19 protein-coding genes are annotated in these 25,710 nt (G+C 70.4%); 3 read left to right on the top strand and 16 right to left on the bottom strand.

Going from position 1 to position 25,710, the window contains the following annotated elements; all coding sequences use genetic code 11:
- Positions 1-7: 7 nt before the first annotated feature.
- The 4 genes from mfd to Q5716_RS13600 all read right to left on the bottom strand — a co-directional run bounded on the left by mfd (position 8) and on the right by Q5716_RS13600 (position 5,483).
- Positions 8-3,562 carry a transcription-repair coupling factor gene (gene mfd, locus Q5716_RS13615; RefSeq protein WP_305003699.1) on the bottom strand — a complete coding sequence of 1,185 codons (3,555 nt, stop codon included), beginning with the start codon at positions 3,560-3,562 and terminating at the stop codon, positions 8-10.
- A gap of 32 nt (positions 3,563-3,594) precedes the next feature.
- Positions 3,595-4,176, bottom strand: coding sequence for an aminoacyl-tRNA hydrolase (gene pth, locus Q5716_RS13610; protein ID WP_305003698.1), 582 nt, complete (start codon positions 4,174-4,176; stop codon positions 3,595-3,597).
- Between the two features lie 12 nt (positions 4,177-4,188).
- Positions 4,189-4,845, bottom strand: a complete 657-nt coding sequence (locus tag Q5716_RS13605; protein ID WP_305003697.1) for a 50S ribosomal protein L25/general stress protein Ctc — start codon at positions 4,843-4,845, stop codon at positions 4,189-4,191.
- 137 nt (positions 4,846-4,982) lie between these two features.
- The gene (locus tag Q5716_RS13600) at positions 4,983-5,483 is read right to left on the bottom strand and encodes a gluconokinase (RefSeq protein WP_305003696.1); all 501 of its coding nucleotides are present in this window, start codon (positions 5,481-5,483) and stop codon (positions 4,983-4,985) included.
- A gap of 110 nt (positions 5,484-5,593) precedes the next feature.
- On the opposite strand from Q5716_RS13600, the gene gnd reads away from it, so the two are divergent.
- Positions 5,594-7,003, top strand: a complete 1,410-nt coding sequence (gene gnd, locus Q5716_RS13595) for an NADP-dependent phosphogluconate dehydrogenase (RefSeq protein WP_434056621.1) — start codon at positions 5,594-5,596, stop codon at positions 7,001-7,003.
- On the opposite strand, the gene Q5716_RS13590 is transcribed toward gnd, so the two are convergent.
- From Q5716_RS13590 to Q5716_RS13565, 6 genes are read right to left on the bottom strand one after another with little or no spacing between them, the layout of a single operon-like run.
- A complete protein-coding gene (locus tag Q5716_RS13590; protein WP_305003694.1) occupies positions 7,000-8,238 on the bottom strand; it encodes a low temperature requirement protein A in 1,239 nt (412 codons plus the stop codon). The genes gnd and Q5716_RS13590 overlap by 4 nt on opposite strands.
- 40 nt (positions 8,239-8,278) lie before the next feature.
- Entirely contained in the window at positions 8,279-9,223 is a 945-nt protein-coding gene (locus tag Q5716_RS13585; RefSeq protein WP_305003693.1) for a sugar kinase, read from the bottom strand.
- Entirely contained in the window at positions 9,220-9,849 is a 630-nt protein-coding gene (eda, locus tag Q5716_RS13580; protein WP_305003692.1) for a bifunctional 4-hydroxy-2-oxoglutarate aldolase/2-dehydro-3-deoxy-phosphogluconate aldolase, read from the bottom strand. Before eda ends, Q5716_RS13585 begins: the two co-directional genes overlap by 4 nt.
- A gap of 17 nt (positions 9,850-9,866) precedes the next feature.
- Positions 9,867-12,719 carry a glycoside hydrolase family 2 TIM barrel-domain containing protein gene (locus Q5716_RS13575; protein WP_305003691.1) on the bottom strand — a complete coding sequence of 951 codons (2,853 nt, stop codon included), beginning with the start codon at positions 12,717-12,719 and terminating at the stop codon, positions 9,867-9,869.
- Complete coding sequence (locus tag Q5716_RS13570) at positions 12,716-15,742, bottom strand: alpha-mannosidase (RefSeq protein ID WP_305003690.1); 3,027 nt, start codon at positions 15,740-15,742, stop codon at positions 12,716-12,718. The genes Q5716_RS13575 and Q5716_RS13570 overlap by 4 nt, the downstream gene beginning before the upstream one ends.
- Positions 15,743-15,745: 3 nt before the next feature.
- Complete coding sequence (locus tag Q5716_RS13565; RefSeq protein ID WP_305003689.1) at positions 15,746-17,752, bottom strand: alpha-galactosidase; 2,007 nt, start codon at positions 17,750-17,752, stop codon at positions 15,746-15,748.
- Positions 17,753-17,881: 129 nt separating this feature from the next.
- Here Q5716_RS13565 and Q5716_RS13560 point away from each other — a divergent pair, with 129 nt between their 5' ends.
- Together Q5716_RS13560 and Q5716_RS13555 are read left to right on the top strand one after the other, a co-directional pair.
- Positions 17,882-18,964, top strand: a complete 1,083-nt coding sequence (locus Q5716_RS13560; RefSeq protein WP_305003688.1) for a Gfo/Idh/MocA family protein — start codon at positions 17,882-17,884, stop codon at positions 18,962-18,964.
- Positions 18,964-19,692 carry a ThuA domain-containing protein gene (locus tag Q5716_RS13555; RefSeq protein WP_305003687.1) on the top strand — a complete coding sequence of 243 codons (729 nt, stop codon included), beginning with the start codon at positions 18,964-18,966 and terminating at the stop codon, positions 19,690-19,692. Before Q5716_RS13560 ends, Q5716_RS13555 begins: the two co-directional genes overlap by 1 nt.
- On the opposite strand, the gene Q5716_RS13550 is transcribed toward Q5716_RS13555, so the two are convergent.
- The 6 genes from Q5716_RS13550 to Q5716_RS13525 all read right to left on the bottom strand — a co-directional run bounded on the left by Q5716_RS13550 (position 19,689) and on the right by Q5716_RS13525 (position 25,499).
- Positions 19,689-20,237 carry a hypothetical protein gene (locus Q5716_RS13550; RefSeq protein ID WP_305003686.1) on the bottom strand — a complete coding sequence of 183 codons (549 nt, stop codon included), beginning with the start codon at positions 20,235-20,237 and terminating at the stop codon, positions 19,689-19,691. The genes Q5716_RS13555 and Q5716_RS13550 overlap by 4 nt on opposite strands.
- Positions 20,238-20,260: 23 nt before the next feature.
- Positions 20,261-21,481, bottom strand: a complete 1,221-nt coding sequence (locus Q5716_RS13545) for a hypothetical protein (protein WP_305003685.1) — start codon at positions 21,479-21,481, stop codon at positions 20,261-20,263.
- Positions 21,481-22,320: a carbohydrate ABC transporter permease gene (locus tag Q5716_RS13540; protein ID WP_305003684.1), complete on the bottom strand. Its 840-nt coding sequence runs from the start codon at positions 22,318-22,320 to the stop codon at positions 21,481-21,483. Before Q5716_RS13540 ends, Q5716_RS13545 begins: the two co-directional genes overlap by 1 nt.
- Position 22,321: 1 nt before the next feature.
- Positions 22,322-23,266 carry a carbohydrate ABC transporter permease gene (locus Q5716_RS13535; RefSeq protein ID WP_305003683.1) on the bottom strand — a complete coding sequence of 315 codons (945 nt, stop codon included), beginning with the start codon at positions 23,264-23,266 and terminating at the stop codon, positions 22,322-22,324.
- Entirely contained in the window at positions 23,267-24,577 is a 1,311-nt protein-coding gene (locus Q5716_RS13530) for an ABC transporter substrate-binding protein (protein ID WP_305003682.1), read from the bottom strand.
- A 154-nt stretch (positions 24,578-24,731) separates the two neighbouring features.
- Positions 24,732-25,499, bottom strand: a complete 768-nt coding sequence (locus Q5716_RS13525) for an SDR family NAD(P)-dependent oxidoreductase (protein WP_305003681.1) — start codon at positions 25,497-25,499, stop codon at positions 24,732-24,734.
- Between the last annotated feature and the right edge of the window lie 211 nt (positions 25,500-25,710).

The following is a 25,710-nucleotide window of genomic DNA, read 5'->3' as shown; positions in this document are numbered from 1 at the left end:
TTTCGGCCTAGGCGGGTGCTGTGCTTCCCTCCGCCTCCGGCGAGGGCACCGGGGCGATGGCGACGAGGAAGCTGCGGGTCCACTCGATGAGAGCCGCGTCATCCAGGTCCTGCGGCAGCGGGGCGAGCACCGCGCGCCCGGCTGCGAGGTAGCGCGCTCCCGGGTACATGCGCTGCAGGCGCACCTGGATGGAGTCGGCGAGCTCGAGCGGCGCGACGCGCAGCTTGTCGCCCATGACGACGACCTCTCCGAGACCCGCCTTCTGGGCCAGTCGCCGCAGCCGCGAGACGGCGACGAGGTTGTCGACCTGCGTGGGAGGGGCGCCGTAGCGGTCGGCGAGCTCCTCGACGACGCGGTCGAGGGCGTCATCGCCGGCCGTGGGTGCCGACGCAGTCGAGAGCTTCTGGTAGGCCTCGAGCCGCAAGCGCTCCGACTCGATGTAGTCCTCGGGGATGTGGGCGTCGACGGGCAGCTCGAGCCGCAGCTCCGTCTGCCCCTCGGCGACGTCGCCTCGGAAGACCGAGACCGCCTCGCCGATCATCCGGAGGTAGAGGTCGAATCCGACTCCCGCGATGTGACCGGACTGCTCGCCGCCGAGGAGGTTGCCCGCCCCGCGGATCTCGAGGTCCTTGAGGGCGATCTGCATGCCCGCGCCGAGCTCGTTGTTGGCGGCGATCGTGTTGAGCCGCTCGTGGGCGGTCTCGCTGAGCGGCTTGAGCTCGTCGTAGAGGAAGTAGGCGTACGCGCGCTCGCGACCGCGGCCGACGCGACCGCGCAACTGGTGCAGCTGCGAGAGGCCGTACTTGTCGGCGCGGTCGATGATGAGGGTGTTCGCGTTGGCGATGTCGAGGCCGGTCTCGATGATCGTCGTCGCGACGAGCACGTCGAACTTGCGCTCCCAGAAGTCGACCATGACCTGCTCGAGCGCGCTCTCCGACATCTGACCGTGGGCGACCGCGACGCGCGCCTCGGGCACGAGCTCGGCGATCTGCGACGCGACCCGGTTGATCGAGCTCACCCGGTTGTGCACGTAGAAGACCTGCCCCTCGCGCAGCAGCTCGCGGCGGATCGCGGCGGCCACCTGCTTCTCCGAGTACGGGCCCACGAACGACAGGATCGGGTGACGGTCCTCCGGCGGCGTCGCGAGGGTCGACATCTCCCGGATGCCCGTGACCGCCATCTCGAGCGTGCGCGGGATCGGCGTCGCCGTCATGGCGAGGATGTCGACGTTCGTCTTGAGCTTCTTGAGGGCGTCCTTGTGCTCGACTCCGAAGCGCTGCTCCTCGTCGATGATGACGAGACCCAGGTCTTTGAAGCGGATGTTCGGGCTCAGCAACCGGTGGGTGCCGATCACGACGTCGACCGTGCCGTCGGCGAGCCCCTCGATGGTCTCCTTCGCCTCCTTGTCGGTCTGGAAGCGCGAGAGAGCGCGCAAGTGCACGGGGAAGCCGGCGAATCGCTCGGCGAACGTCTCGAGGTGCTGCCGCACGAGGAGGGTGGTGGGCACGATCATGGCCACCTGCTTGCCATCCTGAACCGCCTTGAACGCGGCGCGCACGGCGACCTCGGTCTTGCCGTAGCCGACGTCGCCGGAGAGCAGCCGGTCCATCGGAATGGGCCGCTCCATGTCGGCCTTGACCTCGTCGATCGTCTGCAGCTGGTCGGGCGTCTCCGCGAACGGGAAGGCCTCCTCGAGCTCGCGCTGCCAGGGGGTGTCCGGCCCGAAGGCGTGTCCCTTGCTCGCCATCCGGGCGCTGTAGAGCTTGACGAGCTCGACCGCGATATCCCGAACCGCCTTGCGCGCCTTGCCCTTCGCGGCGGCCCAGTCGCTGCCGCCCATCTTGGACAGGGCCGGGGCCTCGCCGCCGACGTACCGCGAGAGCAGGTCGAGCTGGTCGGTGGGCACGAAGAGCTTGTCCCCCGGGTAGCCGCGCTTGTTGGGCGCGTACTCGAGAACGAGGAACTCGCGCTGCGTCTTGATCGCATTGCGGCCTCCCGTCGACACTTCGCGCTGGACGAGCTCCAGGAACTTGCCGATGCCGTGGGTCTGGTGCACGACGAAGTCGCCCGCCTTGAGCTGGAGCGGATCGACGACGTTGCGGCGGCGGCTCGCGAGCTTCTTGACCTGGCGCGAGTCGTAGCCCGCGGCCCGGCCGAAGAACTCCGCTTCGCTGAGCACCGCGAGCCTCGACTCCGCGAGCTCGAAGCCTGAGTCGATCGCCGCCTGCAGCAGGTAGGCGACACCGGGCTCCGGGTCGGCCGGGAACTCCTCGACCGCTCGCCCCGAGAGCTCCTTCTCGGCGAGGAGATCGGATGCCCGCTCCACGAGGCCCTGACCGGCGGCGGCGACGACGACGCTCCACCCGTCGCGCAGCAGCTCCGCCACGTGGTCGAGCGCCCCGTCGATCTGGCCCGCGAAGCTCGGGACGGTCGCGGCATCGAGGCGCACGTAGCCGTCCTCCGGCTCGGCTCCGGAGTCGAACGGGCTGAGCGTCCACCACGGGCGGTCCCCCGCCGACTCGCGCAGGCTCGTGAGAGTCACGAACTCGCCCGCCTCCAGATCGATCGGCGCCTCGGCGCCCGCGGTCGCGGCGTTCCACGCGGCGGCGAGGAACTCGCGGTTGGTCTCGACGAGGTTTGCGGCGCGCCCGGAGACCCGCTCCGGCGAGATCACGGCGATCGCGGCATCCGGCGGAAGGTAGGAGGTGATCGGCACGAGCCGGTCCACGAGCGCCGGCGCGAGCGACTCCATGCCGTCGACGGGGATGCCCTCCCCGATCTTCGCGAGCATCGTGGACAGACTCGGGAACTCGTGCTGCATCTCCCGGGCCCTCTGGCGCACGGACTCGCTCAGCAGCAGCTCGCGACTCGGGCCGAGTTCGGCCCGCTCGATCACGGTCGGCAGCGACCGCTGGTCGGCAACGGAGAAGGCGCGCAACTGCTCGAGCTCGTCCCCGAAGAACTCCAGTCTCAGCGGGTGCTCGTCGGTCGGGGCGAACACGTCGAGGATTCCGCCGCGCACCGCGAACTCGCCGCGCCGCGTGACCATGTCGACTCGCGCGTACGCGAGGTCGACGAGCCGCGACGACAGCTCGGGCAGGTCGTACCCGCGACCGCCCGCCACGAGATCGATCGGCTCGATGCTCGTGAGGTTGTCCGCGAGGGGCTGCAGGGCGGCGCGCACCGACGCGACGAGCACGAAGTGACCGGATGGCTCGGCTCGCCAGTCGCGGAGGGCGCGCAGCGCGCGCATCCGCTTGCCGACCGTCTCCGCGCTCGGGCTCAGGCGCTCGTGCGGGAGCGTCTCCCACGCGGGGAACTCGACGATCTGCGCGGTCGGGGCGTAAGCGGCGAGGGACTGGCGGAGCGACTCGGATTCGCGCCCGGTGGCGGTCACGACGAGGAGCGAGCGGGGTGCGTCATCCGGGCCGAGGAGGGCGGCGAGCAGCGGCGCGCGGAGCCCGTCGACGAGCGAGAAGTCGGCGCTGCGGGAGGCGAAGGAGAGGGCGCTCTCGACCGTGCGGGCGCGCGAAAGCCCCGTGATAATTCCTGCGAGAGTCACCGAACGAGTCTAGTTGCCCCGTCCGACAGCACTCAGGTCGCGGTGTGGAACTTGAGTTGCGCGGCCGTCAGTCCGTCGGTGCTGATGAGCTCGACGGCGTCCGCGGCATCGGCGAGGAGGTTGGGGAGCACCGTGCGCTCGTCGGCCGAGAAGTCGCGCAGCACGAAGTCGGCGGCGGGCTGGCGGCCCGGGGGCCGGCCGATGCCCACCCGGACGCGGGTGAACTCGTTCGTGCCGATCGCGGCGATCGTGTCGCGGACGCCGTTGTGGCCGCCGTGCCCGCCCCCGAACTTCAGGCGCACGGTGTCGAAGGGGATGTCGAGCTCGTCGTGGATGACGATGAGTCGTGACGGGTCGATCTTGTAGAAGCGCAGCAGCGCGGCGATCGGCGCCCCCGACACGTTCATGTAGGTGTGGGGCTTGGCGAGAACGAGGCGCGGCGCACCGGGAGCGGTGCGGCCCTCCGCGACCGCGGCGTTCGCCTTGTGGTTCTTGAAGGGTGCCGACATGCGGTCGGCGAGCTCGGCCAGCACCATCTGGCCGACGTTATGGCGATTGCCGGCGTAGCCGGGCCCGGGGTTGCCGAGCCCGGCTACGAGCCAGAGATCGTCCACGAGGGGTGGATGCTACTCCGCGTCGCCCTCGGCGGCAGCCTCCTCGGCGGCCTCCTCGGCGTCGCCCTCGGCAGCCTCCGCGGCGTCCGCCTCGGCCTCGGTCTCGTCGCCGAGGTCCTGCGCGACCTCGCCGGTGATGCCGACGATGAGAGTCTCGGGGTCGCTCACGAGTGACGCGCCCTTCGGCAGCGTCACATCGGCGGCGGTGACGTGGGTGCCCTCGCCGAGTCCCTCGATCGAGACGACGACGTTCTCGGGGATGTGGGTGGCCTCGACCTCGAGGGAGATCGTGGTGGCGTCCTGGTTGACGCTCGTGCCGGGGGCCGACTCGCCCTCGAGGTGCACGGGGACGTCGACGGTGACCTTCTCACCCTTGCGCACGACGATGAGGTCGATGTGCTCGATGATCTGGCGCACCGGGTCCTTCTGCACGTCCTTGACGAGCGCGAGCTGCTCCTTGCCCGCGATGTCGAGCTCGAGCACCTGGTTCGCCTTGCGCAGGAGGAGCGAGACCTCGTGGCCCGGGAGGGTCACGTGCTGCGGCTCCGTGCCGTGGCCGTAGATGACCGCGGGGATCTTGCCGATCGCGCGGATCTTGCGAGCCGCGCCCTTGCCGAACTGGGTGCGGGCTTCCGCCACCAGGTGGTTACTGATTTCCTTCTCAGCCATGCTGGATCGTCTCCTTGGGCTCTCGCCCTGATCGGTGTCTGTTGTTCAACTCGAACGCACTCGTGCGTGAGGAAAAGCCCGCCGGACTCGCCCACCGCGTCGATTACGGAACCGGATGCCGGTTCCCTCGCCGAAGTTCAGTGACCCAGAGTACCAGCGATTTGCTCGGCGAGCTCCCGCGGTGTCGCCGAGACGTCCACGGTGATCGAGCGCTCGTCGGCTCCGGGCGGCTCGAGGGTGTCGAGCTGCGAGTCGAGGAGGGTCGAGGGCATGAAGTGGCCCTCGCGCGCCGACATCCGCTCGACGAGCAGCTCGCGGGAGCCGTGGAGGTACACGAACACGGTCTCCGGGGCGCGGTCGCGGATGAGGTCGCGGTACGCGCGCTTGAGCGAGGAGCACGCCATGACGAGACCGGTGTCACGGGCTGCGGCGAGGGCATCCCCGACCAGAACCAGCCACGGCCCGCGGTCCTCGTCGTCGAGCGGGTGCCCGGCGCGCATCTTCTCGACATTGGCCGACGGGTGCAGGTCGTCCGCGTCGGCGAACGGGATGCCCAGCCGGTCGGCCACGAGCGCCCCGACGGTCGACTTCCCGGACCCGCTGACGCCCATGACGACCACGAGCGGGGCGGGAGACATCCCTCCACGGTACTAGCCTGTACAGGGGTTTCGAGTCGGCGGAACGCGCCGCACCCGCAAGGAGAGCACACGTGGCACAGGCAAACATCGGCGTCGTCGGACTCGCGGTGATGGGTAGCAACCTCGCCCGCAACCTCGCCAGCCGCGAGGGCAACACGGTCGCCGTGTACAACCGCACGTGGGCCCGCACGGAGACGCTCATCGACGAGCACCCGGAGGCGGGCTTCATCCCCGCGAAGACCATCCAGGAGTTCGCCGACTCGCTCGCCAAGCCGCGCACCGCGATCATCATGGTCCAGGCCGGCAAGGGAACGGATGCCGTCATCGACGAGCTCGTGGCCGTGTTCGAGCCGGGCGACATCATCGTCGACGGCGGCAACGCCCTGTTCACCGACACCATCCGCCGCGAGGCCGCGGTGCGCGAGACGGGCATCAACTTCGTCGGCGCCGGGATCTCCGGCGGCGAGGAAGGCGCCCTCAACGGCCCGTCGATCATGCCGGGCGGATCGGCCGAGGCGTGGCAGACGCTCGGGCCGATCCTCAAGTCGATCGCCGCCGTCGCCGAGGGCGAGCCGTGCGTCACCCACGTCGGCACGGACGGCGCCGGCCACTTCGTGAAGATGATCCACAACGGCATCGAGTACGCCGACATGCAGCTGATCGCCGAGGCCTACGACCTCATCCGCCGCGGCACCGGCAAGAGCCCCGCCGAGATCGCCGACATCTTCGCCGAGTGGAACAAGGGTGAGCTCGAGAGCTACCTCATCGAGATCACCGCCGAGGTGCTCAAGCAGGTCGACGCGGAGACGGGCAAGCCGCTCGTCGACGTCATCCTCGACCAGGCGGGCAGCAAGGGCACCGGCGTGTGGACGGTGCAGACCTCGCTCGACCTGGGCATCCCGGTCTCTGGAATCGCCGAGGCCGTGTTCGCGCGGTCGCTCTCGTCGAAGCCGGCGCAGCGCGCCGCAGCATCCAGCCTCCCCGGCCCGTCGGAGGACGCGTTCAAGCCAGCCGACCCGGAGGCCTTCATCGAGGGCGTCCGCCTCGCGCTCTACGCGTCGAAGGTCATCGCCTACTCGCAGGGCTTCGACGCGATCGTCGCCGGTGCCGAGCAGTACGGCTGGGACATCAAGAAGGGGGACATCGCGAAGATCTGGCGCGGGGGCTGCATCATCCGAGCCCGCTTCCTCAACCGCATCACGGAGGCGTACGCCGAGAACCCTGGCCTCGTCGCCCTCGTGACGGCTCCCTTCTTCGTGGACGTCATGGCGAAGGCTCAGACCGCGTGGCGGAACGTGGTCGCGGATGCCGCGCACGCCGGCATCCCCGCCCCCGCGTTCAGCTCCTCGCTCGCCTACTACGACGGCCTGCGCGCCGACCGACTGCCCGCCGCTCTCGTCCAGGGCCAGCGCGACTTCTTCGGCGCGCACACCTACAAGCGCGTCGACAAGGAGGGCACCTTCCACACCCTGTGGTCGGGCGACCGCTCGGAGATCGAGTCCGAGGGCTCCTCGCACTAGCTCAGCGCGCGCTCCAGAGCCCTCGCCTGGTGGCGGTAGCCGACCGTCTCGAACCCGACTACCGTCACCGCCGGCGCGAGCGTCAGCACGACCAGGCACACTCCGATCGACGCGCCGATCAGGGCGAGCACCACGGCGAGCGCGAGCACCACGAGCGTCCCGACGAAGAGCAGCAGGTGGAACGGGTCGTTCTGGCGGAACAGGTAGGCGTAGATGAGCAGCGCCGCGACGGTGAACACCGCGACCGGGATGGCGATCGCGAGCACCGCTCCCACGACGCCGATCTGCGACTCTCCCTCGATCACGTAGGCGACGACGTGGAGGCCCGCACCGACGGCGGCGATCGCGGCGAACACGACGATGTGGCCGTATCCCCACCCGAACGACCGGTTGCGGTGCCGAGCCAGGAGCGGGCCCGAGGGCAGCAGGAAGTAGACCCACCACAGCCCGAGGGCGATTCCCACTCCCGCCACGACGACGAGGATCGCCTCACTGCTCCAGTCCTGGCGCTCCACGAGCGCCGACACCGACGTCACCGTTCCGAGGATGACCTCTCCCAGCGCGATGATCGTCAGGAGCCCGTAGCGCTCGGCGATGTGGTGAGGATGCCACGGAGTACCGCTGCCCTTGCGCTCGGCGAGCACGGGCCCGGCGAACTCGACCCCGAAGAGCACGAGCGAGACCGTGAGCGCCAACGCCGTGGGCAGGTCGAGGATCGCGACCACGACCCAACCGGCTTGCGCGAGGCTGACGAACAGGGCGTAGGAGAGCGCCGTGCTGCGGTGCGCCGGGTCCTGTTTCGCCGCACGCAGCCACTGCGCCACGAGCGCGACGCGCATGACCACGTACCCCGCGACGACCACCCGGTTGTCGACGTGGGCCCCCTCCTCGAGGGAGTGGAACAGGTCGGGTAGCCCCAGAGCGAGCACGATGACGCCGATCATCTGCACCATCGTGGTGACCCGGTAGAACCAGTCGTCGGTGTCGAAAGCCGACGCGAACCAGGTGAAGTTGATCCACGCCCAGCAGATCGCGAACATCGCGAACGAGAATCCCAGGAGCCCCGCGCCGACGTGCTCGACCGCGATGAGGTGGGCCAACTGGTCGGCGGCGATACCGAACGCGACGACGAAGGTCAGGTCGAAGAGCAGCTCGAGGGGCGTCGCGGCGCGGTGCTTCGCCAAGGGGTCCCGGCCGGTCATGCGCAGGAGGCGGGATTCTCGCGGGGAGGTCATAGCAGCCATCGTGGCATCCCCACCCGGGTGCGCGCGCGGATCAGCGGGCGACCGGCTCGCCGCCGTCGAGGAGGGCGAGCTCGGCTCGGCGGGGGTAGCCCTCCCAGTCGCCCGGGCTCAGGCACGCGAACGCGCCGGTACGGACGGCGGTCGCGAGGCGGTCGGCAACAGGGAGGCCGGCGAGGAGCTCGGCGAGGTATCCGGCGACGAAGGCATCCCCGGCGCCGACGGTGTCGACGGGCTCGATGCGCACGGCGGGCTGGGCGTGCTCGACGCCGTCGACGAGGGCGAGGCAGCCGTCCGCACCGAGCTTGATGACGACCTGGCTCGGCCCGAGAGCGGCGATCGCCCGGGCGAGGGACGCCGGCGTCGAGCCCTCGGCGAGCAGGCGGGCCTCGTCCTCGCCCGCGAAGACGATATCGGCGCGGGCGGCGAGCCCGCGGTACACGGCACCGAAGTCGCGGTCGCGCCACAGCGAGGAACGGTGATTGACGTCGAAGGAGACCGGGATGCCCGCCGCCACGGCCTCGTCCACGGCGGCGTCGACCGCGGCCGCCGCCGAGTCGCTCAGGGCCGGTGTGATGCCCGAGACATGGAGCAGGCCCGCCTCCCGGATGCCGGCGGCGGCGAGGTCGACCGGCGAGAGCCGGCTCCCGGCGCTGCCGGCCCGGTAGTACATGACGCGCGTCGAGGCGGGGGTGCGGCTCTCCTTCACCATGAGGCCGGTGGGGGCCGCGGGGTCGACGACGGCCCGGGCATCCACCCCCTCGGCGCGGAGCTCGCGGAGGATGCGCTCCCCGAGCGGATCGGAGCCGACGCGGCCGACCCACGTCGTCGGGGTGCCGAGCCGGGTGAGGGCGATGGCCACGTTGCTCTCGGCACCGCCGACGCCGAGACGCAGCTCCGACTCGGTCGCGAGCGAGCCCACGTGGGCCGCGCGGACGAGGGCCATCGTCTCGCCCAGGGTGACGACGCGCGCGCTCACGCCTCGGCTCCGGCCAGGAGCGCGACGGCCTCGGCGCTCAGTCGGGCGATCTCGTCGAAGTCGCCCCGGGCGATCAGGTCGCGCTGCACCATCCAGCTGCCGCTGATGGCGAAGACGGACGGATGCCCGAGGTAGTCGCGCGCGTTGGCGGGGCTCACCCCGCCGCTCGGCATGAAGCCGACCCCGGGGAACGGGCCGGAGAGTGCCCTGATCATGTCGAGTCCGCCGAGCCGGTCGGCCGGGAACAGCTTGACGTCGCGGAGACCGGTCTTCAGAGCCCGCTGCAGCTCGGTCGGCGTCGCGATACCCGGAAGCACGGTGAGTCCGAGCTCCAGGGAGCGCTGCACGACCTCGTCATCGAATCCGGGGCTCACGACGAAGGCGGCTCCCGCATCGGCGACCTCCTCGACCTGGCGCACGGTGAGCACGGTTCCCGCCCCGATGACGGACGACGAGCCGGCTACCGACCGGATCGCGTCGAGACCGGCGGGCGTTCGCAGGGTCAGCTCGACCGTGTCGATGCCTCCCGCCGCGAGCGCCGCGACGAGGTCGGGAGCGACTCCCGCGTCGTCGAGGACCACGACGGGCACGATCGAACCGGACAGAGTCTCGCGCGCGGAGGGCATCTCCTTAGTCTGCCCGACTACGCGTCGGTCGACGAAAAGCGCACCGTCGCGTCGATCCGATGCGCGGTGAGCCGGTAGTCGGTGAGCACACCCGGCCCGCACGCGGCGGTCCCGACCCCGTACTGGGCGAGGTCGAGCACGACGTGCGTGCGGCCGTCGGGCTGCAGCTCGTCGGAGTGGGTCGCGGATGCGACGGCCTCCGTCGACCAGGGCCGGGCGGTCACCGCGAACTCGCCCTCGGCGGTGAGTCGCCGCGCTCCGTCGGTGAAGGCGACCTCGCGCACTGCCCGCCGGGACCCCGACTCCTGCGGCCGCACGTGCGGCACCGGGAGGTCGGCGACGGCGGCCGCGTGCCAGCCGAGGCGAGTGCCCTGGCCCGTGTCGGGGTATCCCTGTCCGGGGCCCAGGCCGAACCAGCGCATGCCGGCGAACGCTGCGGGGAGCGTGAACGAGATCCCGACCCGCGCCCACTCCTGCTCCGTGTCGACGAGAGGCTGGACCCTGACATCCAGCAGCACGCCGCCGTCGACCGGGCGCCAGCGGCAGGTGAGCTCGACGAGCTCGTCGCGGCCGGCACCGCCGACGCGAGTCACGACGCTCGAGCCGTCGATCGAGACGAGCCGGCTCGCGAGCTGGTCGAGGCCGATGGCCCGCCACCGCTCCTCGAGCGGCCGGCCGTCGGCTTCGCCCCACGCGACGCCGAAGTCGTTGTCGATGGGGGCGCGCCAGAGCTCGAGGCGCCAGTCCGCGACCGGGATGCCCGCGATCGAGGTCGGGGCGCCCGTGCGCGGGTCGAGGGTGACGGCGGGGATCGCCTCGAGAGCCTCAGCGGACGTCGAGGCCCCAGGGAGCGACGGTGCCGCGACGAGCGACTCCTGGCCCCACGCGACCTCGTGTCCCGCGGGCGCCCACTCCGCATCGGACGCGAGCCGCGCGCTCACCGTGAGCACGCTGCCCGGCACGGCGGGAGCCGGGAGGGAGACGGTGGCCGATCCGCGCGGCGGGATCGCCGGGACATCCACGCTTCCCCGCGAGAGCACGCCGTCGGCGCGCTCGATGACCCAGTCGAAGACGAGGTGGGAGGTGTCGATCACGTCGTAGCGGCTCCGGACGGTGAGGGATGCCCCCGCCACGGTGAGGACGACGGGAGCGAACACCGCCTTGAGGTCCTCGAGCTGGGGCCGCGGCTCCCGGTCGGCGGACACGAGCCCGTCGATCACGAAGTTGCCGTCGTGCACTCGCTCGCCGAAGTCGCCGCCGTAGCGCATCCGGCCGCCGGCGTCGCGGATGCCGTGCTCGAGCCACTCCCAGACGAAGCCGCCCGCGATCCGCTCCGAGCTCTCGAAGAGCTCGTCGTACTCGCTGAGGCCACCGGGGCCGTTGCCCATCGCGTGGGCGTACTCGCACTGCATGAACGGCATCGCCCGGCGCCGGGCATCCAGCTCCGGGTCGTCGAGGGCGGGCTCGTCGCGCGTCGCGATCGCCGCGACCTCCGCGTGCGACGCGTACATGCGCGACCAGATGTCGACGTACTCGCAGTCGTAGTCGCCCTCGTAGTGCACGGGGCGGCTGGGGTCGCGGTCGTGGATCCACTCCGTCATGGCCCGCAGGTTCTGGCCCGTGCCCGCCTCGTTGCCGAGCGACCACAGGATGATCGAGGGGTGGTTCTTGTCGCGCTCGACCATGCGGGCTGCGCGGTCGAGGTAGGCCTCGCGCCACAGCGGCTCGTCGGAGGGGTTGCGCCGCCAGCCGACGTCGCCGAAGCCGTGCGTCTCGATGTCGCACTCGTCCACGACGTAGAAACCGAGGCGGTCTGCTGCGTCGAGGAGGGCGGGGTGCGGCGGGTAGTGGGAGGTCCGGATCGCGTTGACGTTGTGCTGCTTCATGAGCGCGAGCTCGGCATCCATCACCTCGCGGGGCACGGCGCGCCCGAGTTCCGGGTGATGCTCGTGCCGGTTGACGCCGCGCAGCGTGATGGCGACGCCGTTGACACGAAGCACGCCGCCGTCGACGCTCACCGAGCGGAATCCGACCCGCAGCACGACCCGCTCCGAGTCGGTCGAGACGATCGCCTCGTAGAGCCGGGGCGACTCGGCCGACCACGGCTCGGCGGGCACGTCGAACCGTTCCCCGCTGGAGCCCCGGATGCCCAGCTCCGGCACCTCGACGGTCGCGGGCACGGGCGTCTCCACGAGCAGCGAGCCGACGCCGTCGGCCCACGACACGCGCGCGAAGACGTCGTCGAGACCGCCCGCGGGACGGGTGCGCAGGGTCACCTCCCGGATGATGCCGGGCGCCCACCACTCGTCCTGGTCCTCGAGGTAGCTCGCGGCGGAGAACTGGGCGACGCGCACGTCGAGGCGGTTGACCCCCTCCTGGAGCGCCGCGCTCGCGTCGAACGACGTGGGGAGCCGGCTGCCGCGCGTCGTGCCCAGTTCGACGCCGTTGAGCCAGACCGTCGCGGCACCCTCGACGCCCTCGAACCTCAGCACGGCGCGCTCGGGCACCTCGTCGAGCTCGAACACGGTCGCATAGTCGCCGACCGGGTTCGCGTCGGGCGGGAAGGGCGGGTCGAGCGGGAACGGGTAACGCACGTTCGTGTAGACCGGAGAGCCGTGCGGGCCCCCGGCCGCAGCATCGAGCGCGGGCATCACCCACGAGGCGGGCACGGGCATCCGACCCCATCCGGAGGTGTCCGGGCCGGGCATGTCCGCTGGTGCGTCGGCGACGGTCGGCGCCCAGCGGAACGACCACGTCCCGCTCAGGTCGAGCACGGGCGCGTCGGACTCCAGGGCGGCGACCGGCGGCAGTGCGCCGCGGCCGGGACGAGGATCGGCGAGGTCGTCGCGGAAGGTCGTGGAGCCGGTCATCGCGCCGCACCCCGAGCGACGCCCCGGAAGCGGAGGGTCACGAACTGGAACGGTCGCAGCGTCAACTCCGCCGCTCCCGGGAGCTCCTCGAGCTCGCGCTCGAGAAGGTCGGTGAGCACGACGGAATCGAACCCCGCATCGAGCGTGATCGTCGCGGTCTCGCGCTCGCCCAGGGACTCGTACACGCGAACGACGACGTCGCCCGAGCGGTCCTCCGCGAGCTTGACGGTCTCGATGACGACTCCCGGCGCGCTGCTCGACACGAGCGGGGCGACGGGCGATCCGACGACGGTGCGCAGGGCGATGTTGCGGTCGTAGCCGGCGGCCACGGCCTCGGCGATCCCCGCGTCCGGAGCGATCGAGTAGCGCACCGAGTGCGGCCCCTGATCCGTCTCCGGGTCGGGGAACAGCGGCGCGCGGAGCACCGAGAAGCGCGCCGTCGTCGTCGTTCCGCCGTCGTCTCGCGTCACGCGGTCGACGTCGTAGCCGTACGTCGAGTCGTTCGCGATCGCGACGCCGAAGCCCGGCTCACCCAGGTGGAGCCACTTGTGCTGAACAGCCTCGAAGCGAGCAGCCTCCCACGAGGTGTTCGTATGCGTCGAACGGAATACGTGCCCGAACTGCGTCTCCGCCGCCGTGCGATCGGCGCGCAGGTCGAGGGGCATCGCGAGCTTGAGGATCTTCTCGCGGTCGCGCCAGTCGACATCGAGCTCGAGGTCGACGACCGCCGCGCCGGGCCGCAGGATGACGCGCTGCACGATCGTCGAGGGCCCCGTCGAGAACCTCGCGACGACGGCCACGGAGCCGTCGTCACCGGACTCGAGGGCGACCGACTCGGGCTCCGACAGCTCGCGGACGGTGCGCTTGTAGTGGGCGTCGAGATCCCACGCGTCCCACAGGTTCGGCAGGTCGCGGTGCAGGCGCAGTGCGCCGAGTCGGGCTCCCGGCGGCACGACCTCGCGCCCGGAGGGGCCGCGCAACGACGTGATCGCGCCGTCCGTGACGACGACGGTGAGGATGCCGTTGCGGAGGGTGGCGACGTGGTCCCCGTCGAGAGCCTCGGCGGACGGGGTGGCCTCGGCGGACGGGGTGGCCGCTGCCGTCCCGATCGCGAGCGCCCCGACTCCCGCGCGCGGCAGGGGCGAGGAGTTGACGAGCAGGGACTCGCTGCCACCCGCGGTGAGGGCGGCGAGGGCATCCGCGATCACCGACTCGAGCCGCTCGGCCACCTCGGCGTGCCGCCGTTCCGCCTCGCGGTGCACCCACGCGATCGACGACCCGGGCAGGATGTCGTGGAACTGGAGCAGCAGCACCGTGTGCCAGCACTCCTCGAGGAGGTCGTAGGGGTACTCGAACCCGGTGCGGATCGCCGCCGAGGTCGCCCACAGCTCCGCCTCGCGCAGGAGCTGCTCGCTGCGCCGGTTGCCCTGCTTCGTGCGCAGCTGCGAGGTGTACACGCCGCGGTGCAGCTCGAGGTACATCTCCCCCGACCACACGGGCGCGTCGGGGTACTCGGCGTGCGCGCGCTCGAAGAAGGCGCTCGGCCGGTCGATCGAGACGGTCGGCGAGCCCTCGAGTGAGGCCAGGCGCCTCGCGGCCGCGATCATCTCGCGAGTCGGTCCGCCGCCGCCGTCGCCCCAGCCGAACGGGATGAGCGAGACCGTCGCCCTGCCCTTCTCGGAGAACTGGCGCTCGGCCCGGTGCACCTCCATCGCGCTCAGGTCGGAGATGTAGGTGTCCGCGGGCGGGAAGTGAGTGAAGACGCGGGTGCCGTCGATGCCCTCCCACCAGAACGTGTGGTGGGGCATCCGGTTCACCTGGTTCCAGGAGATCTTCTGGGTGAGGAACCAGCGCTCGCCCGCCGCCGACACGATCTGCGGGAGCGCGGCCGAGTAGCCGAAGGAGTCGGGCAGCCACGCCTCCTCGCACTCGACGCCGAACTCCTCGAGGAAGAACCGCTTGCCGGCGACGAACTGCCGCGCCATCGCCTCCGAGCCCGGCATGTTCGTGTCGGACTCCACCCACATGCCGCCAACGGGCACGAACTGCCCCGCGGCGACCTTCTCCTTGATGCGCTCGAAGACCTCGGGGTAGTAGTCCTTCATCCACCGGTACTGCTGCGCCGAGGAGCACGCGAATACGAAGTCGGGATGCTCGTCCATGAGCGCCATGACGTTCGTGAACGTACGGGCGCACTTGCGCACCGTCTCGCGCAGCGGCCACAGCCAGGCCGAGTCGATGTGGGCGTGGCCGGTCGCCACGAGGTGGTGGGCGCTGGATGACGCGGGCCGGGCGAGCACGTCGGAGATCTCGCCGCGCGCCGCCTCCGCCGTCCCCGCGATGTCATCGGGGTCGAGGGCGTCGAGCATGCGCTCGAGCGCGCGGAGGATCTCGTGGCGGCGCGGGGAATCGACCGACAGCTCACCCATGAGGCCGCGCAGCGTCCACACGTCCTGCAGGAGCTCCCACACGGTCACGTCGAGGAGGGCGACCTCGAGCTGCTTGAGCTGATAGAGCTCCTCGGGGCCGACCGTCGCGAGGTCGCCGAGCGGGGTGGGCTGGAAGGTGTACTCCCCCGCCACGTCCGGGTTCGCGGCGGCCTCCACGATCACGTCGATGTGCTCGCCGGGCGAGGCGGGCAGCCAGGAGTTGAGCGGGTTGATCGCCTTGATGGGGGTGCCGTCGGGCCGGTAGGCGAGGCCCTCGGCCTGGAAGCCCGCGCGCGAGCGGTTGTAGCCGAAGTCGATGAGGATCTCCGGGCGGGTGCCGGCGACTGCCGCCCACTCCGCGGGCACCTCACCGGTGATCCGCAGCCACACCGTGCTCCACGCGGTGCCCCAGCTCCAGCCGAGCGGGACGGGGTCGAAGGCCTGCGCGATGGCCTCGGCGAAGGGCACGGGCTCGCCGGGGACCCGCCACGCCGTCGCGGCGAGGGGGCGGGCATCCCGGTACAGGGCGGGGGCGAGGTGATCGTCGACGAAGCGCTTGAGGCGCGCTTCGACGAGGACGCGGTCGTCGTGCATGGGTTACTGAACCTCCACGAGCAGCAGCCACGAGGTGACCGTGCCGTTCTTGTCGTCGAGTGGGATGCCGTCGGGGCCGAGGGCGAGCTCGGCGCCCGAGGCGAGGTCGGTGACGCGGTACTCCCGCGCGGGGTCGAGGTCAGGGCGCACAGCCACGGGCGCGGCGCCCCCGGGGAGCACGAACTGGGCGATCACCTGCCGGTCGCCGCTCGAGAGCTGGAAGGCCGGCGCTCGCTCGCCGAGGCCGCCCCGGCGGGGCTGGTCGGTGAGGCGGTGCAGCGCCCCCTCGCGCACGAGGTCGGCGATGGTGCCCGTGTACAGCGCGACGTGCGCACGGAGCACCTCGAAGTGCGACTCGCGCAGCGCGGGCAGTCGGAGCGAGACGCCGAAGCGGTGCAGCATCGCCGCGCGCAGGGTCGTCGCGAACTGCTCGTCGGTGAGCGCGGCGAAGTCGAGCTGGGAGGCGGGGTGGTCGCCGCGCCACTGCGACCACGACCAGTGGAGGATCGAGACCGGCGGCAGCAGCAGGCTCGCCCCCCACAGCACCTGGAGGGCGTGCTCGGTGTAGTCGGGGTCGGAGAGGAAGAAGCAGTGCACGTGCCGGGCGAGGCCGAGATCGATGCGGAGTCCGCCGGAGGAGCACGCCTCGAGCACGACCTCCGGGTGGCGGGCGCGGAACTCGTCGAGCACGGCGTAGAGCCCCTCGTAGTGGCGCAGGAGGCCGTCGCCGGCACCGTGGCCGTGGTCGGTGCGCGAGCATCCCGCGTCGGGGTCGACGTTGAAGTCGAGCTTGACCCACTCCGCTCCCGTCTCGGTGACGACTCGGCTCATGCTCTCGAGCACGAACTCCCGGGCGGCGGGCGAGCCGAGGCAGACGTAGCCGAGGAAGGCGGGGTCCTCGGGGTCGAGGGACTGCGAGCCGACGCCGTACGAGGGATCGTGGCGACGGCCGTCGACCGCGAGGGCCATGAGCTCGGGATGCTCGCGCCGCAGCCGCGCCTTGGAACCGACCGCCTCGGCCTCCTCCCAGATGCCGGGTCGAGCGCCCGCCGCGCGGATGGAGTCGCCGAGCGCGCCGAGCCCGCTCGGGAAGCGCGCCGTGTTCACGAGGTCCCAGTCGCCGCGGTAGTCGCCCCAGTAGGTGTCGGGGTCGGCGGGCCCGAACCAGCCCGCGTCGACGGTGACGACGCGGATGCCGAGGTCGGTCGCGATCATCGCGTTGTCGGCGATGACGCCCTCGGTGACCTCGACGTCCTCGTACGGCCACCAGTGGTTCCACTCGACGTCGAGGCGCTCGGAGGCGACGGATCGCGGGATGATCGCGCCGGCCGCCGTCGTGAGCGCGCGGGCCGCGGCATCCCGCGTGCTGCCCACCGCGAGCACGACGCGGGGCGCCGACACGGTCTCACCGGGGGCGAGCTCGACGACGAGCTGCCAGGTCGAGACGCCGGCGGAGACGCGGGTGCCCTCGTCGAGGTCGATGTGCCAGTTGCCGCTCCAGGCCGGGCTCACGACGACGCCGGCGCCAGCGCGCTCGAGGCCGAACCAGGGGCTCATGCCGTGCGACGAGCGCCCCGACCGCGTGCCGAGGCGGTGGTGGTAGTCGGTCGTGCCGGTGACGGGACGCCATTCGTCGCCCCACGCCGAGTCGAACGCGAGGGTGCTCCAGCGCCCGCCGTCGAGGTGCGCGGCGAGCGGGTCCATCCGGGTGATCGCCAGCGTCGACGCTCCCGCGTTGGTGAGCTCGAGACCGAATTCCCAGACGCCCTCGCCGAGGGGGGTGGCGCTCCAGCGCGCGTCGAGTCCGGTGCCCTCGAGGCGACCGGTGACGACGGTGCCGGCGGCGGAGTCGTGGATGCTCGGATCGACGAGCCGCTCGACCCGGTGCCGATCGATCTCGACGTGAAGGAGCCGGGACGGCGCGATGAGCCGATCGGCTCCGACGTCGAGGCTCAGGGTGCCGGAATCGTCCGCGCTCACGTGCAGCACGGCGGGCGTCTTCGATGACATGCGATCTCCCAGGGTCGCAATAATCATACCTAAGCGGACCAGACTCCGTCGAGCCGGGTCTATTGCGGGGCGCAGCGAGAGGTTTAGTAGTATTTTTCCTGAGCGCTGCCGCAACCGAAGGAGCTTCCCATGTCCGACGCTACACCGCTGAAAGTCGGGGTGGTAGGCCTCGGCTACGCCGGCACCACCCACGCCGAGTCCTATCTCGGCATCCCCGGGGTGGAGGTCGTCGCCCTCGCCGGGAAGGAACCGGAGCGGCTCGCCTTCCTCGGCGAGAGCCTCGGCATCCCCAAGCTCTACAGCGACTGGGAGGACCTCGTCGCGCTCCCCGAGCTCGACATCGTGAGCGTCGCGACGCCGAACGCGCTCCACGCCCCCATCTCGATCGCCGCCCTCGAAGCGGGCAAGCACGTCTTCTGCGAGAAGCCGCTCGCCATCCACGCGGACGAGGCACGGCGGATGGGTCAGATCGCCCGCGCCAACAACCGAGTGCTCGAGGTGGCGTTCAATCACCGCCGCCGTGCCGACGTGCAGTACCTCAAGCGCTACCTCGACGACCCGGGCATCGGCGAGATCTACCACGTGCGCGCGACGTGGAAGCGCCGGGCGGGCATCCCCGGCCTCATGTCGTGGTTCACGAGCAAGTCGCTCGCCGGCGGCGGGGCGCTCATCGACCTCGGACCCCACGTGCTCGACATCGTGCTCTTCCTCCTGGGCGAGCCGCGCGTCACGACGGCGAGCGCCGCCGCGCACGGCGCACTCGGCCGCGCAGGCTACGGCGCGATGGACAAGGGCGCGCAGTTCGCCGGCGGCCACACCTCCTTCGAGGTCGAGGACCTCGCGAGCGCCCTCCTACGCACGGACCGCGGTCAGTCGATCCAGTACGAGATCAGCTGGGCCGGCCACACCGCCGACGACGAGGACATCTCGATCGAGCTCCTCGGCGTCGAGGGCGGGGCGCGCATCCTCGTGAAGCGCTATGCGACCGACGGCACTCTCACGATCTACCGCGACATCAACGGCGAGCAGGCGGACATCACCCCCGCCGTCCACGTCGTCGACAAGGGGCATCCGACGGTCATCGCCGAGTTCGTCGACATCGTGCGCTCGGGCGACTGGGCCGACCACCACGGCGACACCGCCGTGCATCGCACCGAGATCATCGACGCGTGCTACGAATCGGCCCGGCAGGGCAAGGAGGTCGTGCTCTGATGCGCATCACCATCTACAACGAGGGCGTCCACGAGCAGCAGGAGGGGTCGACGACCCAGCGCCTGTACCCGGAGGGGATGCACGGCGCCATCGCCGCGGGACTGCGCACCCACCTCCCCGAGGCGAGCATCCGGTTCGCGCACCTCGACCTTCCCTCACACGGGCTCACCGACGACGTGCTCGCCGAGACCGACGTGCTGCTCTGGTGGGGCCACGAGGCGCACGACCGGGTCGACGACGCCGTCGTGTCATCCGTGATCCGGCGCGTGCACGAGGGGATGGGCTTCCTGCCCCTGCACTCGGCGCACTACTCGAAGCCGTTTACGCGGCTCATGGGCACGACGTGCTCGTTGCGCTGGCGGGGCGGCAACGACCGCGAGCTCGTGTGGACGGTCAGCCCGACGCACCCGATCGCCGCGGGGGTGCCGCACCCGATCATCATCGAGGGCCAGGAGATGTACGGGGAGCACTTCGACATCCCCGAGCCCGACGACCTGATCTTCATCTCCTCGTTCACGGGCGGTGAGGTGTTCCGCTCGGGAGCCACGTTCACGAGGGGGCTCGGCAAGATCTTCTACTTCTCCCCCGGCGACCAGGAGTACCCGGTCTACCACCACCCGGACATCCACCGCGTGCTGGCCAACGGTGTGCGCTGGGCGATGCCGACCCTGCCGCCGACGACCCTCGACGCGCCGATGGCACCGCTCGGCTGGTTCGAGAAGGGCTAGGGGCGCCCGGGCGACACGGGGCCGTTCAGCACGACCACGACCTCGCGCGTGCGCGCCTCGGTGACCGGCACAGCGCCCCACAGCGCGCCCACGACATCGAACGGGATGGGGGCATCCGCCGCCTCCACGAGGACGCCCCACGGCGCGTCAGGATTGCGCGGATGCTGCACCGCCGTCGCTCTCCCTTCCGGTAGCACCCCCGCGGACCCCGTCGCATCGAGCCACACCTCGACCTCCCCGTCGAACGCTCCGAGCGCAACCGTCGCGGGAGGGTCCGCCACCGGCCCGACGATGCGTTCGAGGACCTCCCGGTCGATGCGCACGTCGGCGACCCAGTTCAGTCCGTCGCGGGTCATGGCCTCGCGGCGGGCATCCGCGCCCGCCAATCGCGATCGCGCCTGCAGCACGACGCCCACCACGGCGACGAGCGTCACGAGCGCAATGACCACGAGCGCGCCGAGGTGCAACGACGAGGGATCGGTCGCGAGCCGGATCGCGGCGACGACGGTCAGCCCGATTCCGATGTACACGGCAGTGCGGCTCATGCGCCGAGCCTAGCCAGTGGTCGCTACCGCTCGAACTCGACCACGAAATCGCTGCCGTACCAGTCGCCCCCGGCGAAGTCGAGATCCTTCACGAAGAGTCGGGCGCGGCGGCCCAGTCGCAGTGACGTGCGCCGGGCATCCACGTCCTCGGTCGTGTTGAGCGGCTGCAGCGACGGGTACCAGAGCGTGCGCCCTTCCCGCTGGAGCAGCAGCTCGGGGATGGACCAGTCCTGCGCGTTGTCGCCCTCGCCGAGGTCGCGGTGCGGGTTGAACGAGATGAAGACGCTGTCGCCCTTCCAGTACCCGGCGTCGACGCGGCCGAGCAGCATGACCCAGCACTCGAGGTACTCGTTCCAGGATACCGACGGCCCCCAGTAGTACTTCTCGTCGCCGGCGGACACGGCGCCGCCGCCCTGCTCGACGGGGATCTGCAGCGACCGGATGGGCTGCCCCACGCCATCCGGCGGTCCGATGAACGCGACGCCGTCCCAGCGCCGGGCGCGCCCCACCGGGTCGTCGAGATCGGCGAGCGGGATGCGCGCGACGCTGATGCACTGGCCCTCGGCCTCGATGGCCGGGTCGTGGTGCTCCGCGCTCCACGGTGCCGGATAGGCGTACTCGCCGAAGAACACGTAGAGGTGCTCCCCGCTCGCGACCGCCGAGGGGTCGCCGACACCGCCGGGGAACGTGTTGTTGCGGTTGTGCGGGAGCCGGATCATCCGGTCGTCGCGGTCCTCGAGGATGACCCCGCGGTCGCTCCAGCTCTCCCCGCCGTCGACCGACTTCATGATGCCGATGCGCGGCACCGCCTGGATGGAGCTGTCGCCCTGCAGCCCGGGCGGCCAGCCCTCGTCCCGGTAGCCCTCCCCCGTCGCCTCGTCGAACGGCAGCGTCGAGGGGTAGTTCTCGTTGTGGTAGAGCGCGAAGAGCGTGCGGCCGCTGGCATCCCGCTCGTCCTGGTAGACCGTCTCGAACCACACGGCGCCGTGCAGGCCCGGGGTTCCGGGAGCGGCGTTGGCGGGCATCCGGGGTCGGGTGAAGCCCTCGTGCGGCGTCAGGAACGCCTCATCCGGATCGGCGCCGTCGGCGAACATCAGCTCATCGGCGGGCCCCCACACCGGGTCCTCCCCGTACTTGCCCGGGAAGATCCGGAAGCGGTCGCCCACCCACGCCGTGGCCATGTTGCAGTCGACGAAGGAGCCGAACGCGAACCTCTCGGTGGGGACGAGGCGGAACCCCGGCACTAGCGGCTGACCCCGACCGCGAGCCCGCGCATGATGTACTGCGAGGCGACCGCGAGCAGGAGCAGGGGCACGGATGCGGTGAGCAGCAGTCCCGCGGAGACCAGGGGCTGCTCGTTCAGGAACTTGTCGCCGATCTGCGCGAGGGCGGGGGTCAGCAGTCGCTTCGAGTTGTCCGGCAGGAGGATGACCGCGAACAGCAGCTCGTTCCACTTGCCGAGGAACTGGAGCACCGCGAGGGTCGCGATTCCCGCCACGCCCATCGGCGACACCACCGACCACAACGTCCGGAAGAAGCCGGCGCCGTCGAGCTTGGCGGCCTCGAGGACTTCGTTGGGGATGCTGCGGAAGGTCACCGACAGGAAGAACACCGAGAACGGCAGTCCCGTGGCCACGTAGACCAGGATGAGCCCGGAGAAGTCGCCGACGAGTCGGAACTGCGACAGCATCAGATAGATCGGCAGGATGAGCACCTGGCTGGGGATGAGCATCACCGAGACGAACGACGCGGTGATGAACTTCGAGCCCGGCACCGGGTACTTCGCGAGCGCGTAGCCGGCGAGGGTCGCGAGCACGAGCTCGATCGCGACGGCCGTCACGACGACGAACAGGCTGTTCATGAAGCCCTGGCCGGCGCCGTAGCGCGTCCACAGCGCGATGAAGTTGTCGAACGTCCACTCGCCGGGGAGGCCGAGCGGGTTCTCGAGGTAGTCGAGCTTGGGTCGCAGCGACGAGGTGATCAGGAAGAAGAACGGATAGATCACCGAGGCGGCGAGCAGCAGGAGCGCGATGAAGATCGGCCAGCGCGCCTTCTTGTTGAGGGTTGCACTCGTCGTGGTCATGTCAGTCCTCCTCCGAGACTCGGAAGACCTTGTTCTGCAGCACCGTCAGGAGCCCGATGAACAGGAAGAGCAGCACGGCCAGTGCCGCGCCCGGTCCCTTGTTGCCGGTGTCGAACGCCTTGAGGAACACGAGGTAGTCCACCGTCGTGGTGTCGTAGCCGGGCCCGCCGGCGGTCATCACGTAGATGAAGCCGAAGAGCGACGTGAACGTGTAGAGCACGTTGATGATGAAGACGAAGCCGAGCACGCGACGGATGTTGGGCAGCGTGATGTACCACAACCGCTTCCACCAGCCGGCGCCGTCGAGCGCGGCCGCCTCGAACACCGCGGGGTCGATCGAGGTGAGGCCGGAGAGCAGCAGGAGCGACTGGTAGCCGAAGCCCGACCAGACGAGGGCGGTGATGATGACGGCGATCGCGAGGTTGCCGGTCGTGAAGAACTGGATGCGCTCGCCGCCGAGAGCGGCGACGATCTCGTTGACCACGCCGTAGTACCCGAAGATCTGCTTGAACATGATGCCGATGACGACGGCGGAGAGCACGTTCGGCAGGAAGTAGATGAAGCGGAAGAACTTCCACCCGCGCACGCGCTCGAAGAGCAGCACCGAGACGATGATCGAGACGAAGATCACCAGCGGCACGGAGATGAGGAACTTGAGGTTCGTCAGGAAGACGCCGTGCACGAGCGGATCGGTGAGGATGCGGACGTAGTTGTCGAGGCCGACCCACTTGAAGGAGCGGCCGTTCGAGTTGTTGAACGAGATGAAGAGCGCGAAGAGCACCGGGTAGATCATGAAGCCCAGCACGACCACGAGGGCCGGGAGGACCGCGGCGAGGCCGATGATCCTGCCTCGCCGGTTGAGCGCGCCGGGCTTGCGGGGCCCGCCGGCCGCGGGAGCCGCTTCAGCGGCCCCCGCGACCAGGGGTGTGGAACTGACCGAGGTCATTTAGCGCTCCGCGTCGAGTGCTGCCTGCAGCTGCGAGACGGCCTCTTCCGGGGTCATCGTGCCGAGGAACACCGAGGCGTTCACGCGGTAGAAGAGGTCGATGACCGACTGCGGCATCACGTTGTCGAACGGGTAGATGAGGTCGCCGACCTCCTTGAGCTGCTCGGCCTGGGCCTGCAGCAGGGGGTTCTGGATGACCGAGGCATCCGCCGACTTGCTGTTCGAGGGCTCCACCTGCGTCATCTCGACGTAGAGGTCCTGCAGCTCCGGCTGGGCGAGGTAGCGCAGGAAGTCCTTCGCCTCCTCCTGGTGCTCCGAGTAGTTCGTGATCGAGAGCGCCTGCACCGGTCCGCCGGCCGCGACCGAGGGGTACTCGGCCCCGTCGAGGACGGGGATGAAGAACGAGCTCACGTCCTCGCCGAAGGCGTCGTTCATGTTCACGTCCTCCCACATGCCGACGATGTAGTAGGCGCCCTTCTCCTGCAGGAAGCCGGAGGTGGAGTCGCCGTTCGAGACCTCGCCCGCATCCGGGTTGGTGAGTCCGCTCGCATAGAGGTCGGCCCACGCCTGGTAGGCCTTGATCATGCCCTCGGAGTCGATCGACTCGTCACCGCGGTACTGCGCGGTGAAGCCGTCCGGGCCGAGCTCTCCGCCGCCGAGCGCGCCGATGACCCACGCACCGACGTAGCCCTCGAGGTTCGCGACCCAGAACGGGTTGAGGCCGCCCGACTTCTCCTTGTACTCCTCGCCCATGGCGATCATGTCCTCCCACGTCTCGGGGACGTAGTTGGGGTCCATGCCCGCGGCCTCGACGAGCTTGTGGTTGACGAAGACCACGAAGTAGGTGCCGGAGCCGTACGGGAGGCCGTAGAGGGCGCCGTTCGGGTCGTAGTCGGCGCGGACCGTGTTCCACCCGGTCAGGTCGTCGAACGTCTCCTGGTCGAAGGTGTCGCTGAGGTCGAGGAAGAAGTCGGAGAACGACAGCGTCGGGCCGCCCGTGTACTGCACGCGGATGTCGGGGCCGTTGCCCGCGATCGACGCGGCCTCGAACTGCGCGGCGTTGCTGCTGATGTCGCCGCTCTGCTGGACGATCTTGATCGAGATGTCGGGGTTCTCGTCCATGTACATGCCGGCGGCCTTGTCGAGGAACGAGTTGTCCGCGGCCGAGCCGTCCTCGTTGAGCTTGCCGAGCAGTCCGGTGTCCCAGATCACGAGCTCGACGGGGCCACCCTCATCGGCAGGGGCACAGGCCACGAGGCCGGTGACAAGACCCATCGCCGCGACTGCGGCGATGACGCTTCTCTTCTTCATTGCTGTGTCCTTTCAATCGAAAGTTCCGACCGCGCGGTGCGGTGCGGGGTGGAACGCCCGGCACGGGCATCCGCCATTGGATGACTCGGCCGTGCGCAGTCCCGGCGCCCCAGGGTGAGGGCGCCGAAGTCGGGGTGAGCGGTCGCGGCTGCCATCAGAAGGTCGCCGTCAATCCGCCGTCGACCACGAGGACGTGGCCGGTGATGTACCCGTTGTCCGGGGAGAGCAGGAAGGATGCCGCTGCCGCGACCTCCTCGGGAGTGCCCGGCCGACCGAGCGGCAGCTTGCCGTGCTCGACGTAGACCGACCGGAAGCCCGCGGTGTCGTGCTCGTTCGTGCCGTCCTCGAGCACCGCCATGGGGGTGTCGATGAAGCCGGGGGCGATCGAGTTGACGAGGATGCCGTCACCCGCGAGCTCGACCGCGAGAGCCTTGGTGGCGGCGACGAGACCCGCCTTCGACACCGCGTAGGCGCTCGAGCCCGCCTCGGCGAACTGGCTGTGGATCGACGACACCGTCACCGCGCGGGGCGCCTCCGCGGCGCGCAGCCGGGGGACGAGGGCGACGAGGAGCGCGACCGACGAGGTGAGGTTGACCTCGAGCACGCGGCGGTAGTCGTCGATCGAGAAGGCGTCGACGGGAGTCGCCCGGTAGATCCCCGCGCACAGGGCGACGCGGTCGAGGCCGTCGAGGTCGGCGGAGCCGACGAGGCGCGCCACGGCGTCGCGGTCGGTGACATCCAGGACGACGGCCGCGGCCGAACCGCCCGCCCGCTCGATGGCGCTGATCGTCTCGTCGAGGCCGACCGCGTTCGCATCGGCGCACACGACTCGGGCGCCGTCGGCGGCCAGTCGTGCCGCGACGGCTCTCCCGATCCCGCTCGCCGCCCCCGTGACGAGGGCGGTGCTGGTCGTGTCGGCCATCTGATGATCCATCTATTCGAACGTCATTGGTCTTACTTAATCCTAACCACGAGCCCCAAAAGCTGGCTAGTGTGTCGGGAATATCAGCGAATATGGGATTCACTGACGGGTTCTTGTCCCGTAATGTAGCACCCAACTTCGCTTTAGATAATACCTTTACACCACAGACGCAGATTTGGCACAGTCGCCGAGAGCAGGACGGGAGGGGTCG

The organism is Antiquaquibacter soli (genome assembly GCF_030580675.1).
Taxonomy (GTDB): domain Bacteria; phylum Actinomycetota; class Actinomycetes; order Actinomycetales; family Microbacteriaceae; genus Rhodoglobus; species Rhodoglobus soli.
This window is presented reverse-complemented; position numbering and strand designations above follow the sequence as displayed.

What these genes read in the sequence shown, in the direction of transcription:
- Q5716_RS13600 (WP_305003696.1), bottom strand. Translation starts at nt 5,483, where the DNA reads ATGTCTCCCGCCCCGCTCGTGGTCGTCATGGGCGTCAGCGGGTCCGGG.
- Q5716_RS13575 (WP_305003691.1), bottom strand. Translation starts at nt 12,719, where the DNA reads ATGACCGGCTCCACGACCTTCCGCGACGACCTCGCCGATCCTCGTCCC.
- Q5716_RS13565 (WP_305003689.1), bottom strand. Translation starts at nt 17,752, where the DNA reads ATGTCATCGAAGACGCCCGCCGTGCTGCACGTGAGCGCGGACGATTCC.
- Q5716_RS13535 (WP_305003683.1), bottom strand. Translation starts at nt 23,266, where the DNA reads ATGACCTCGGTCAGTTCCACACCCCTGGTCGCGGGGGCCGCTGAAGCG.
- Q5716_RS13590 (WP_305003694.1), bottom strand. Translation starts at nt 8,238, where the DNA reads ATGACCTCCCCGCGAGAATCCCGCCTCCTGCGCATGACCGGCCGGGAC.
- Q5716_RS13525 (WP_305003681.1), bottom strand. Translation starts at nt 25,499, where the DNA reads ATGGCCGACACGACCAGCACCGCCCTCGTCACGGGGGCGGCGAGCGGG.
- Q5716_RS13550 (WP_305003686.1), bottom strand. Translation starts at nt 20,237, where the DNA reads ATGAGCCGCACTGCCGTGTACATCGGAATCGGGCTGACCGTCGTCGCC.
- Q5716_RS13530 (WP_305003682.1), bottom strand. Translation starts at nt 24,577, where the DNA reads ATGAAGAAGAGAAGCGTCATCGCCGCAGTCGCGGCGATGGGTCTTGTC.
- Q5716_RS13605 (WP_305003697.1), bottom strand. Translation starts at nt 4,845, where the DNA reads ATGGCTGAGAAGGAAATCAGTAACCACCTGGTGGCGGAAGCCCGCACC.
- Q5716_RS13570 (WP_305003690.1), bottom strand. Translation starts at nt 15,742, where the DNA reads ATGCACGACGACCGCGTCCTCGTCGAAGCGCGCCTCAAGCGCTTCGTC.
- Q5716_RS13555 (WP_305003687.1), top strand. Translation starts at nt 18,964, where the DNA reads ATGCGCATCACCATCTACAACGAGGGCGTCCACGAGCAGCAGGAGGGG.
- Q5716_RS13540 (WP_305003684.1), bottom strand. Translation starts at nt 22,320, where the DNA reads ATGACCACGACGAGTGCAACCCTCAACAAGAAGGCGCGCTGGCCGATC.
- gnd (WP_434056621.1), top strand. Translation starts at nt 5,594, where the DNA reads ATGGGTAGCAACCTCGCCCGCAACCTCGCCAGCCGCGAGGGCAACACG.
- eda (WP_305003692.1), bottom strand. Translation starts at nt 9,849, where the DNA reads ATGCCCTCCGCGCGCGAGACTCTGTCCGGTTCGATCGTGCCCGTCGTG.
- Q5716_RS13560 (WP_305003688.1), top strand. Translation starts at nt 17,882, where the DNA reads ATGTCCGACGCTACACCGCTGAAAGTCGGGGTGGTAGGCCTCGGCTAC.